The 11,981-nt window shown below is 61.4% G+C and carries 6 protein-coding genes and 1 tRNA gene; 4 read left to right on the top strand and 3 right to left on the bottom strand.

Features of this window, described 5'->3' with window-relative positions; all coding sequences use genetic code 11:
- Positions 1-32: 32 nt before the first annotated feature.
- Genes mzaB through mzaE form a run of 4 tightly spaced genes read left to right on the top strand, consistent with a single transcriptional unit; the run spans position 33 to position 7,202 of the window.
- A complete protein-coding gene (gene mzaB, locus ATSB10_RS15435; protein ID WP_063673629.1) occupies positions 33-1,508 on the top strand; it encodes an MZA anti-phage system associated ATPase MzaB in 1,476 nt (491 codons plus the stop codon).
- Positions 1,502-4,381: an MZA anti-phage system associated Z1 domain-containing protein MzaC gene (gene mzaC, locus ATSB10_RS15430; RefSeq protein ID WP_205631063.1), complete on the top strand. Its 2,880-nt coding sequence runs from the start codon at positions 1,502-1,504 to the stop codon at positions 4,379-4,381. Before mzaB ends, mzaC begins: the two co-directional genes overlap by 7 nt.
- Before the next feature lies 1 nt (position 4,382).
- The gene (gene mzaD, locus ATSB10_RS15425; RefSeq protein ID WP_169816724.1) at positions 4,383-5,378 is read left to right on the top strand and encodes an MZA anti-phage system associated PD-(D/E)XK motif protein MzaD; all 996 of its coding nucleotides are present in this window, start codon (positions 4,383-4,385) and stop codon (positions 5,376-5,378) included.
- A gap of 3 nt (positions 5,379-5,381) precedes the next feature.
- Complete coding sequence (gene mzaE, locus ATSB10_RS15420) at positions 5,382-7,202, top strand: MZA anti-phage system associated AIPR family protein MzaE (RefSeq protein ID WP_063673627.1); 1,821 nt, start codon at positions 5,382-5,384, stop codon at positions 7,200-7,202.
- Positions 7,203-7,698: 496 nt separating this feature from the next.
- On the opposite strand, the gene ATSB10_RS15410 is transcribed toward mzaE, so the two are convergent.
- The 3 genes from ATSB10_RS15410 to ATSB10_RS15400 all read right to left on the bottom strand — a co-directional run bounded on the left by ATSB10_RS15410 (position 7,699) and on the right by ATSB10_RS15400 (position 11,812).
- Positions 7,699-7,775 (bottom strand) — tRNA-Arg (locus tag ATSB10_RS15410).
- Between the two features lie 157 nt (positions 7,776-7,932).
- The gene (locus ATSB10_RS15405) at positions 7,933-9,837 is read right to left on the bottom strand and encodes a M61 family metallopeptidase (RefSeq protein WP_063673625.1); all 1,905 of its coding nucleotides are present in this window, start codon (positions 9,835-9,837) and stop codon (positions 7,933-7,935) included.
- A 67-nt stretch (positions 9,838-9,904) separates the two neighbouring features.
- On the bottom strand, positions 9,905-11,812 hold the full coding sequence (locus ATSB10_RS15400; RefSeq protein WP_063673624.1) for a M61 family metallopeptidase: 1,908 nt from the start codon (positions 11,810-11,812) through the stop codon (positions 9,905-9,907).
- Positions 11,813-11,981 lie beyond the last annotated feature (169 nt).

The raw sequence follows: 11,981 nt of genomic DNA, 5'->3' as shown, positions 1-11,981 counted from the left end.
GAAGGCGCCGTGTTCCCCCGCGTGCCAGCGCCATGATCGAGGCGCTGCGCGGCCTGGGATATACGACGGGAACCGCTCTGGCGGACATCATCGACAACAGCATCTCAGCCGGTGCACGTCACGTCGACGTGGTTTTCGGCTGGGCAGGGCACGACAGCTGGGTATCGGTTCTCGATGATGGAAGCGGAATGGGAGATGCGGATCTCGAGAGTGCGATGCGACTTGGTGACCGGAACCCCCTGCACGTGCGCGCGGAAAGCGATCTCGGGCGATTCGGCCTAGGTCTGAAGACAGCCTCTTTCTCTCAATGTCGGCGTCTGACCGTTGCCAGTTGGACACACACCGAATCAAGTTGTCTGCGCTGGGATCTCGATGCACTCGCTGCTGAGGCCGATGGCGGCTGGGATCTGCTGGAAGGGTGTACTCCTGGTTCCGAATCACGCATCACTGCCCCAGACCGTAAGCCCACAGGAACACTCGTGCTTTGGGAGGTGCTTGACCGTGTCGTGACCCGAGGCACGACCAAGCAAGATTTTCTTGATCTCATTGATAGGGTGGAGCGTCACCTTGCCATGGTGTTTCACCGCTACCTTGACGGCTCTGCCGAGCGCTTGCAGATCACGATCAACGGCACGCCGATCAGCCCTTGGGATCCGTTTCTGAGCACCCACCCAGCTACTTGGGCTTCGCCGATCGTCAGACTCAGCAGTGCCCACGGGCCTATCGTTCTTCAGGGATATGTCCTGCCCCACAAGGACAAGCTTGATAGCAAGCAGTTCGAACTCGCGGCGGGTCCAGACGGCTGGACCGCTCAGCAGGGCTTCTATGTGTATCGGAACCGTCGCCTTCTGCTTGCGGGAAGCTGGCTTGGATTGGGGCGAGGGCGCCCGTGGACGAAGGAAGAGCCGTATCGGCTAGCGCGTATCTGTCTCGACATCCCTAATAGTGCCGACGCAGAATGGAAAATCGACATCCGTAAATCGACCGCGAGGCCGCCGGTCTCGGTCCGGGAGGGTGTTGTCCGGCTCGCCGAGGACATTAGGGAGCGGGCCAGACGCGTCTTCGCCCACCGAGGCCAGCCTATCCGGCGTGGACAGAACGAGCCGGTTGCCCAGGCATGGCAGGCTGACCACTTTCCGGGCGGCGTCCGATATCGCGTCTACCGAGCACACCCGGCTGTGAGAGCCGTGATGGAAGAGGCCGGCGCGCTGGGTACGAGTATTGAAGCGATGCTCCGGGTGCTGGAAGAGACGATTCCCGTACAGCGAATCTGGCTTGACACAGTAGAGAAATCAGAGACTCCACGAACGGGCTTTGCTGACCAGCCTCCAGCTGAGGTCCAGAAGGTACTGGAGGTTCTTTACCGGAACATGGTGAACCGGAAGGGAATGTCGCCAGATAGGGCCCGAAAGCAGCTTCTGCAGACTGAACCTTTCAACCTCCATCCCGAGCTAGTCAATGCACTGCCGGACATGGCAGCGGATCAAGGAGAAAATGGAACGTGCTGAACGCTACCGAGGTCCGAATCGTCAAGTTCGTGCAGGAACTGCTCATGGACGAGGACCAGAAATCAGCCATCACACCTGCCCTCATCGGGAAGAAGATCGACGTCGTTCTAGCGATGAATCCGAAGTGGGGTGAGGGGCTCGATCGAAACGCGGTCACCGACGAACTTATCCGGCGCTTCAGTCTCTGGGTGGGAGAGGACGTGACCATGGTCAGCGACGCCGGCCATGTCGCTTGGCTTGATGCCGCGCGCAAGCGTGACTGGCTCTATTGGCAGCGCTACAGGGAACTTCTTGAGAAGAAGTTGTCTTGGAAGGCTGTCGACGCGCTTGATACATCTACGGACAAAGTTCTTGGGATGCTCGAGGACCCTTGTCGGCAAGGGCCATGGGACAGGCGCGGCTTGGTCGTTGGTCACGTGCAGTCCGGCAAAACAGGCCACTACACCGGGTTGGTCTGCAAGGCCGCCGATGCCCAGTACAAGGTGATCATCGTCCTAGCGGGATTGCACAACAACCTCCGCTCCCAGACGCAGATTCGCCTAGAAGAAGGGTTTCTCGGATACGACACGAGTGTCCGCGACCCGCTGCGTCCGGTCGGCGTGGGGGAAATTGATACCGACCAGGCCATCTTTCCGAACTGCGCCACCACGCGTCTGAATACGGGCGATTTCGGAAAGAAGGTAGCTAAGCATCTCGCCATCTCGCCTGAGCAACGGCCCTGGCTGTTCGTGGTCAAGAAGAACAAATCGGTCCTTAGTGAGCTGTTACGCTGGATCCAGAACCATGTCGCAGACACACAACGTCCGGACGACGATGCTGCTGCCGATAATGACCCGCTTCCGCGCGTGAGGAAGGTGGTCACAAAGCTTCCGCTTCTGATCATCGATGATGAGGCGGACCATGCTTCCGTCGACACCCAAGAGCAGGATTTCGATCCCGATACAGGCAAGCCCGACGACGAGCACAATCCAACCGTCATCAACAAGCTGATACGTCGAATCCTGCATTCGTTCTCTCGTTCGGCATACGTTGGCTATACCGCTACACCATTCGCCAACATCTTCATCCACGAGCGCGGCGAGACCCGTCAGGAAGGGCCCGACCTGTTCCCGGCAGCCTTCATTCACAACCTTGCCGCGCCTTCAAACTATGTCGGTCCTGCTACGTTGTTTGGGACAGCTTCAGCGCAGAATCGTCAGTCCGCGCTTCCCCTTGTCCATGAAGTCAGCGACTACATCAAGGCTGATGGGGAGTCCGGATGGATGCCGCAAAAGCATTCGAATGGCCATGTGCCGCGATGGAGCGCCGAGGAGAGCTTGCCACCTAGTCTTCGGGAAGCCATTGAGTCCTTCGTTCTCGCATGTGCCGCCCGTGTACTGCGGGGCCAAGCTCGCGAGCACAGCTCAATGCTAGTTCACGTAACCCGCTTCACCCTGGTCCAGAATGAGGTTCATGCCCAGATCGATGAGTACGTTCGCCATCTGAAGCAAAGGCTGATCCGCCAGATAGACGACCAGCCCATACTCAATCGCCTGAAACATCTATGGATAACTGACTTTCTCCCAACGACCGCTCAGCTTCGGGAGCAAGGTCTGATCTCTGCCGGCGAGGACTCTACGTGGGACGAGCTCGTGACTGCACTCCCTGAGGTGCTGCAAGACATTGAGGTTCGTACCATCAACGGGACTGCAAAGGACGTCCTCGATTACGCAGAGAATGAAGCAAAGGGCCTCAAAGTCATCGCCATCGGCGGAGACAAGCTCGCACGTGGACTAACACTCGAGGGCCTGTGCACGAGCTACTTTTTGCGTGCATCCAGAATGTACGACACGTTGATGCAGATGGGTCGCTGGTTCGGATACCGTCCAGGGTACTTGGACCTCTGTCGGCTCTACACCACGTCGGAACTCGTTAAATGGTTTGGCCACATAACGGACGCGGCCGCCGAGCTTCGCGAAGAGTTTGACTTCATGGCCAGCTCCGGCGCGACACCCCGCGAATACGGGCTCAAGGTCCAGTCTCATTCTATTCTTATGGTCACTTCGCAGGTAAAGATGCGCGCTGCGAAGAGTCTAATGATCTCTTACAGCGGGCAGCTTTTGCAGTCAGTTTCCCTCTTCCGCCGTTCCAGAGAGCTCATTCACAACCTTGATGCGACAAAGCGCTTCATCTCTTCTCTGGGGACGCCGGACGAAACCGATCCGGAGCGCAGGCGGGGCTCAGAAGTGCAGAAGTGGACGGGCTACCTTTGGAAAAAGGTCTCCGGTGGCGACGTGGCTGACTTCATGTACGGGTTCAGAACGCACCCCGATTCACATCGAGTCAACAGCGTAATGCTTTCCGAGTTCATCCGCGCGATGTCTTTAGGAGGGGAGCTGACTGAGTGGACTGTTGCCCTGATAGGCCTCCAGACCGGGAAGCCATGTCAACTCGCAGAAGGCGTAACGGTGAACATGGCAACGCGTGCGGGCAATCCCGAGCTTTCTGACCGCTACGCGATTGGCGTATTGCTCGATCCCAAGGATGAATCGATCGATCTTGATATCGACCAATGGGAGGCTGCACTGGCGCTGACGAAGCTGGCTCGCAAGCCTGACACTCAGGGCTCGGCAACGGTCAAGGAGCCGACACAGCCTTCGGGACCTGCCATTCGCCAGGTGCGCGGTCACGGGGCCGCCAATGTAACGGCGCATCCCGAGCGAGGCTTGCTGATGCTCTATGTACTTGATCCCGCGGGGGCGAAGGTCGAACTTGAAAGCGACATCCCAGTGGTTGCTTTCGGCATCAGCTTCCCAGGAAGCGGTTCGGTTATGAAAGTCGAGTACAAGGTGAATAACGTCCTCTGGGAGCAGGAATATGTTCCCTCGGAGTGAGTTGGACCAGCTCGCCGCAGCTTGGCGCGCTTTGGACGGCCAGGCTGAGCAGGCTGGCTGGCGCTCTATACGTGTTGAGCAGGGCAGCTGTTACGTGCTCCGTGCTGGGCGAAGGCTTCCCGAAAACCTTGAGGCGATTCTCGTCGGCGTAAACGGGGCGAGGGTTCCACCCGACGCCCAGCTCCCCAAGGGGAGAGGCTTCACTGTTGCCCGCGCTGATATCCCAGATGAGGCTGGCCGGTCATGGCTCGCCCTTTATCGGGAGGCTGGTGCCGACCAAGGATTTTTCGAGATGATGGCCGCCGACATCCTAGGGGTCTTACGAGACGGGGAGAGCAGCGGAGCTGACGGACTTGTGGCAGCCGTGCTCGCTCGTGTTATCGCTTGGCAGGAATTTATGCGGCGCGCGGGCGATGGGGTCTTGTCGCCGGACGAGGAGATCGGCCTTTTCGGTGAGCTTTGCGTGCTTCGCGCTCTACTGCACCACCTTCCTTGCCACATTGTCGCAGACGCATGGGTCGGTCCGCTTGACGGTCTGCAGGACTTTGCCTTTCCGCCCGGCGCCATTGAGGTGAAGACAACCGCGGCCGGTGGTCCGTTCATTGCGCGGATCGGGAGTCTCGAACAGCTCGACACGTCTGTGATCCGCCCCCTCTATGTAGCGGCAGTGCGTCTGGTGCAAACCAGTGCTGGCCTGACGCTGCCCGATGCTGTTGCAGATATTCGTTGCGATCTGGAGCCAGATACGTCTGCCGCAACGACATTCGAAGTTCGGCTGGCGCGGTCGGGATATCGAAAGGAGTCGGCCAGTCGTTATGTCCGTCGCTTTGCTGTTGTTGGGATGAACTACCTCGCAGTTCAAGAGGATACCCCGCGCCTTGTGCCAACCAACGTTCCGTCTGAAGTTCGGAGCGCGCGCTACGAGCTCGATCTGGACGCAATTTCCAAGGATCGTGCTGATCTGGCAACGGTCCTCAAGACACTCGGAGTCTGTTGATACATGGATCTGAAAGATTTTCTAGCCCAGACCCGGGCGGACGTGCAGGCAGAAATCGCCGATCGTCTTAGCTCAGCGGCGTCACCGTACCCCTATGACGAATCCGTTTTTGCAGAGATCGTCATGGCGCACATGGCTGAGATCGGCATGACCTTCGAACCTCAGGTCTGTCACTACACGGCCAAGGCAGGCAGCGCCAACGTCAAGATCAGTGGCTACGCCGTTTCCGAAGATGGCGACCAGCTAGACCTCTTCGTGTGTCTGTACCACGGTAAAGACACAGTGCAATCAATCCCAGACAGTGAGGCAAAGACTGCCGCCGAGCAATGTCTGCGGTTTCTCGCCAAGTGCGCAGAGGGAAAGCTGGCATCGGCGATTGATCCCTCCAGCGAGGTATACGAGCTAGCCGTCACGATCCAAAAAACTTACACCAAGCTCGACCAGATCCGCGTCTATGTACTGACCGACGCCGTGGCGAAGTCAAAGAACTTCAAGGCGCGCGAGATACAGGGAAAGACAGTGAAGCTCGAGGTCATGGACATTGAACGTTTGCATCGGCATTGGTCCGAAGGAAAGCCTCGCGATGAGCTTGTCGTAAATTTTATTGATGTGTCGGGTAGCGCCATCCCCTGCGTCTACGTGCCAGGTGAGGCGGACTACGACTACGCACTCACCGCTATTCCGGGAGAGACACTCCGGTTTATCTACGAGAAGTTCGGCGCCCGCCTGCTGGAAGCCAACGTTCGCTCATTCCTGAGCGCCTCTGGCAAGGTGAACCGCGGAATCCGCGATACGCTACGGACCGCCCCTGACCGCTTCATGGCATACAACAATGGCATCGTAATCGTCGCAGATGAAGCCAACCTGGCGCGCACTCAGGATGGGAGCCATGGATTGGCTTGGCTCAAAGGCATGCAGATCGTCAACGGCGGTCAAACGACAGCTTCGATCTATTTCACTGCCAAGAAGCATGCGGGCATTGACTTGGCGAAAGTGAGGGTACCAGCCAAGGTCATCATCCTGAAGTCGGATAACGCTGCCACGGAGGAGACGCTGATCGCTGATATCTCTCGCTACGCCAACAGCCAGAACGCCGTTCGCCAGTCCGACCTTTCGGCCAACACACCTTTCCATATTGAGATCGAGAAGCTCGCTACAACGACATACTGTCCCGACGGTGTTGGGCGTTGGTTCTACGAACGGGCGGCTGGAAGCTACGCGACGACGCTGGCGCGCGAGGGCGCAACACCTGCCCGGTACCGCCAGCTCAAGACTGTCGTCATCCCGCCGTCAAGGCGTATTACGAAGACGGACCTCGCGAAGTATCTCAATACATGGGCAGGAAAGCCCCATGTAGTTAGCCTCGGCGCCCAGAAGAATTTCACTGAATTCACGGACGATCTCAAAGAAAAGGAGCAGCAAGGAGAGCTTTTGATGCCTGACGTTCGCGCGTTCAAACAGATGGTCGCCAAAGCCATCATCTATCGCAGGGTTCAATCACTGGTTCGCCCCATGTTCCCCGCCTTCCAAGGCAACGTAGCAACCTATCTCATATCAGTGTTGGCGCACAGGCACGGTAGCGAGATCGACCTAGACCGAATTTGGTTACAACAGGATATTTCGGAACCTCTTAAGGATGCATTGCGTGCTCTTGCCGTGCAGGTGAATGCTGTGTTGCATCAGAGCGCCAACGGCCGGATGGTGTCTGAGTGGGCTAAGAAGCCTGAGTGCTGGGATACGGTCCGGGCTGCAGCCTATTCGGCACTGCCGACTGCAGTTCCCGAGCGCAGGAGCCAGACACCAGTCCTACAAACTGAGCACTAGGAGCAGATCATCCCTAGACTCGTCCAACGCCTTTTCGGCGGCCCGCTCAATCCGGTGGCTGACATCCACCGCATGATTGGTGCTGTACTTGGCTTTATGGATCAGCTCAGCTGCCACCGCAGCGGGCCCGTACCCAAAGGGCGCCAGTTGGCTTTCTGAGCAGCACTTATGCCCGATAACCTGATCGAGGTCGATATCCTCAGGCACGTCGGGACAGCATCGGAGAAACGTCCCGTGTGCCATAGGTCGTCATCGGTGTACCTATCGTCAGGTCCCGCCCGGGACTGTCCCGGATTTGTCCCGGACTCTTTTTGAGGTTCAGGTTTGTCCCGTACGCCATGGGTCATTCGGCGCCTTTCGGACGCAAACCACCCAAGCAAAAAGGCCCCACCGAGGATCTCGACAGGGCCTGTGAGGCTATCTGGAATGCGGCTTTCCGCCGCTTCCGGATCATTGCGTTCCAGCCGCAGCCGGCGAGGCGATGACCCATGGCAGATGGCGCGCCCGGAGGGATTCGAACCCCCGACCAATGGCTTCGGAAGCCACTACTCTATCCGGCTGAGCTACGGGCGCTTCTGGGATGCGCGCCGCGGGCTGGGCCGCGGCGGACGCGCAGTATAGCGAAGTTGCACGGCATGGCGCGATCCATGCCGTGATCGGCCGGAAACGGAACCGGCGCCCGCGGGCGCCGGTTCCGCTCCTGCCCCGCCGAACGGCGGGGCGTCGTGGATCAGCGGGCCTTGAACAGCTGGCTGAGCGTGTCCGGCTTGCTGGTGTCGCGCACCAGGTGCGGGTACTTCATGCCGTCGTGGTAGTCGATGCGCACGGTGCGGTAGCTGTCGAACTCCTTGATCAGCAGCTCGACCGGCTTGGACTTGTCCTTGGCCGAAGCGCCGATCGCGTCCTTCATCGCATCGGCGGAATACTCGTTGCCGTCCACCGCGACGATCTTCATCGACGGGCCGATGCCGGCCTTGAACGCCGGGCCGTCCCACAGCACGTCGTTGATCGAGCCGTCCTTGCCGACCGACAGGCCCAGCGAGTAGGTCAGGTCGACGGTGTGGCGGCGCGCCTCGATCGCCTTGGCGGCGTCGGACGGCTGGTCGGTGTAGACCAGCTTCCAACCGTGCTTCTCGAGGCCGCCGATCAGCGGACCGTGGCCATCCAGGCGGCTGCGCAGGAAGCTGGCCCAGTCGTACGGCTTGATGCCGTTGAGCGTCTTGACCACGTCGTCGAAGGTGTAGGTATTCACCTTCCAGTCGCCGTTGTTCATGCCGAAGAAGGCCTTGGCGAAGCTGTCGATGCTGTCCTTGCCGCCGCTGAGCTCACGCAGCTTGGCGTCGACGTCCAGCCAGATCATCGCGCCGGCAACGTAGTAGTCCTCGCTGGCCTGGTAGTTGCGGTACGGCAGCGGCGCGCGCTGGGCGATGGTCGGGTCGTTGGTGGTGTCCTGCACGTTGCGCCAGGTGGCCAGGCCCGGGCGGCCCTTGTCGTAGGTGGCGGCGGCGTAGGCCCAGATGTCGCGGGCCTGCTCCGGCGTCCACAGGCCGGCGCGCGCGGCCATCACGTAGCCCCAGAACTGGGTCTGGCCCTCGTACACCCACAGCAGGGTGTCGCTCATCGGCACGTTGAAGTTCGGCGTGGTCAGGTCCGCGCCACGGCGATACTTGCCGTCCCAGGAGTGGTTGTACTCATGCGAGAACAGATCGCGGTCGAAGATGTTCTTCTTGGTGTCGGTGAAGTAGTCGGCGCCGACGCCGTCCTCGCTGGAGCGGTGGTGCTCCAGGCCGATGCCGCCGAGCTTGTCGCTGAGCGAGACCAGGAAGTCGTAGTGGTTGTAGTGGTGCGCGCCGTACAGCTTGTACATCTGCTGCACCAGCTCGCGGTAAGGCTTGATCTGGTCGGGCTTGATCTCGAGGTACTTCGGCGCGTCGGCGAACAGGTTCATGCGCACCGGCACGCTGGCGCCCGGGTTGAGCTCGAACTGCTTGTAGTACTTGCCCGCAAGCAGCGGCGAGTCGACCAGCGCGTTGTAGCTGATCGGCTCGTAGCTGATGGTGTCACCACTCTTGGAGGCCACGTGCAGCGCGGTGGCGGCCTGCCAGCCCGCCGGCAGGGTAACACTGGCGCGGGCGTTGATCTGGCGGATGTTGTGGCCGGCCGGGTACACCGAGACCTTGTCCCACTGCAGGCTGAGCATCTCCGGGGTCATCATCACCCGACCCTGGCGGCCGCCCTGCGAGGACAGGAACTGAAACTCCACGTCCACCGCGCTGGCGCCTTCCGGCACGTTGATATGGAAGGCGTAGACGTTGAGCGGATCGCGCGTCCACTCGATGACCTTGCCGTTGGCCTTCACGGTGAGGCCGGCGAATTTGTCGATCGGGCCGGTCGGCGAGTGGTTGCCCGGGATCCACTCCGGATACAGCAGGGTCAGCGGGCCAGCCGCGGCGGGGATGGTTTCCTGCACGCGGAAAATGCGCTGGGCGACATTGGTGGCATCGACGTGGATGCTCAGCGTGCCGGGGGCGTAGGGTGTGTCCTGCACCGGCGGCACGTTGTCGGCATAGGCCGGAGCGGCGGTGAAGCCGAGGCCGGCGAGCAGCAGGGCGGAGGCGAGAGCGGAGGTCTTCAAGCGGGCATCTCCTCGATGCGGGGAAGGGAGCGGCCGCCGGCGCGTCGCCGGGCCGGCGGCCAATCGATTACTTGCGGGGCGCGGCGATGGCATCGAACAGGTCCTTGCCGGTGCCGCGGACCAGGTGCGGGTACTTCAGGCCGCCGTGGTAGTCCACGCGATAGGTGGTGTAGGTGTCCTCGTTCTTCACCAGCAACTCGATCGGTGCGGTGCCGCCCTTGGCCGCGGTGACCGCGTCCTTCAGCGCGTCAGCGGAGAACTCCTTGCCGTTCACCGCCACCACGGTCAGGCCCGGCACCAGGCCGGCCTTGAACGCCGGACCGTCCCACTGCACGTCGAAGATGCGACCGTTGCTACCGACCGACAGGCCCATCGAGTAGGCCAGGTTGACGCCGTGGCGCACCTTTTCCATCGCCTTGTCCATCGCATTCGGCTGGTCGGTGTAGACCAGCTTCCAGCCGCTGCGCTCGATGCCGTGCTCCGGCAGTTCGGTGCCGACGTAGTCCAGCCGCTGGCGCAGGAACGAAGCCCAGTCGAACGGCTGCACCTGGTTGAGCGTGTGGATCACGTCGTCGAAGGTGTAGGTCCGGGTGACGTAGCTGCCGTTGTCCATGCCGTAGAAGGCCTTGGCGAAATCATCCAGCGAATGCTTGCCGTGGGAGAGCTCGCGGATCTTGGTGTCCACGTCCAGCCACAGCAGCTGGCCTTCCGGATAGAAGTCGGTGCCGCGGCGCCAGTTGATCCAGCCGCCGCCACCGAAATAGGTCAGCGGCGCGGCGTCGGCGGTGTCCTGCAGCGAACGCCAGCTGCGGCCGGTGCGGTGCGACATGGCCGCGGCGATCGAGGCGATCGAGTCGCGGTAGTCGGACGGCGACCACAGCCCGGCACGCGCGGTCAGCACGCCGCACCAGTAGTCGGTGAGGCCTTCGTAGACCCACAGCAGGTCGTCCTGCATCGGCTCCATGAAGGTCGGCGTCCACAGGTCGGCCGGGCGGCGGAATTTGCCGTTCCACGAGTGCACGAACTCGTGCGGCATCAGGCTGGCCGCGAGCTTGTGCATGGTGTCGTCGGTGAAGAAGTTGGCCGGCAGGCGGTCGTCGCTGGACTGGTGGTGCTCCAGGCCGAAGTGGCCGGTGTGGTCGGACAGGGTGAGCAGGAAATCGTAGTGGCCGTAGTGGTGCGCGCCGAACAGCTTCAGCGTCTGCTGCACCACCGCGCGCTGGCCGGCCAGTTGCTTGTCGGTGAGCTTGACGTCGTCGGCACCGTCGCCGACCACGTTGAGGTGCACCGGCACCTTGGCGCCCGGATCCAGGTCGACGCGATTGAAGTGCTTGCCGGCAATCAGCGGCGAGTCGACCAGGTTGTTGAAGGTGACCGGCTTGAAGGTGGTGGTGTCGCCGGACTGGCTGGCGATCTCCAGCGCGGTGCCGAACTTCCAGCCGGCCGGCAGCGTGACGCTGGGCGCGATGGTGATCTGGCGGGTGTAGTGGCCGGCCGGGTAGAACGCGGTCTGGTTGAACTCGATGTCCACCAGGTTCGGCGTGGACGAGGCGCTGGCGCCGAACTCGCCACCATCGCCGGGCGAGAGGAACTGGAACGACAGGTCGAGCTGGCTCACGCCTGCGGGCACGTCCAGGTGCACCGCGTACATCTCGCGCAGGTCGCGGCGCCACGCCAGCTGCTTGCCGTTGGCCTTGATCACCAGGCCGGTGACGTTCTGGATCGGACCGGACGGCGCGTGCTCGCCGGGGATCCACTTCGGGTAGTACAGCGTGAGCGGGCCGGGCGTGACCGGGATGGTCTCGGCGATGCGGAAGATCTTCTTCGGTGCGCCGGTCAGGTCCACCGCGAGGGTGAGCGTGCCCGGGTACGGCTGGTCGACCGGTGCCGGCAGCTCGGAGGCATGGACGACCGGCACGGCCACGGCGAGCAGCAGGGCCGAGGACAGCAGGGAAAGGCAAGGCGAACGGCGCACAGGATTCACTCCGGACAGATGCCGGGACCGCGATGGCCGCTCCCCCGGCGACAACCACGCCGGCAACCCGTCACGTCCTGTGGCGCGGGGTCGGTGTGGATCGAGCGTTCGATGGTAGGCCGAAGGTCACGACCCCTCCCCCTGCCATTGGTCACACCGGGATCGCGGA

This window comes from Dyella thiooxydans (assembly GCF_001641285.1).
Taxonomy (GTDB): domain Bacteria; phylum Pseudomonadota; class Gammaproteobacteria; order Xanthomonadales; family Rhodanobacteraceae; genus Dyella_A; species Dyella_A thiooxydans.
The sequence above is the reverse complement of the archived record's forward strand: the minus strand, read 5'-3'. Positions and strand labels throughout refer to the sequence as shown.

Excerpts from the sequence above, each read along its gene's own strand:
- mzaE (WP_063673627.1), top strand. The coding sequence starts at position 5,382 with ATGGATCTGAAAGATTTTCTAGCCCAGACCCGGGCGGACGTGCAGGCA.
- mzaB (WP_063673629.1), top strand. The coding sequence starts at position 33 with ATGATCGAGGCGCTGCGCGGCCTGGGATATACGACGGGAACCGCTCTG.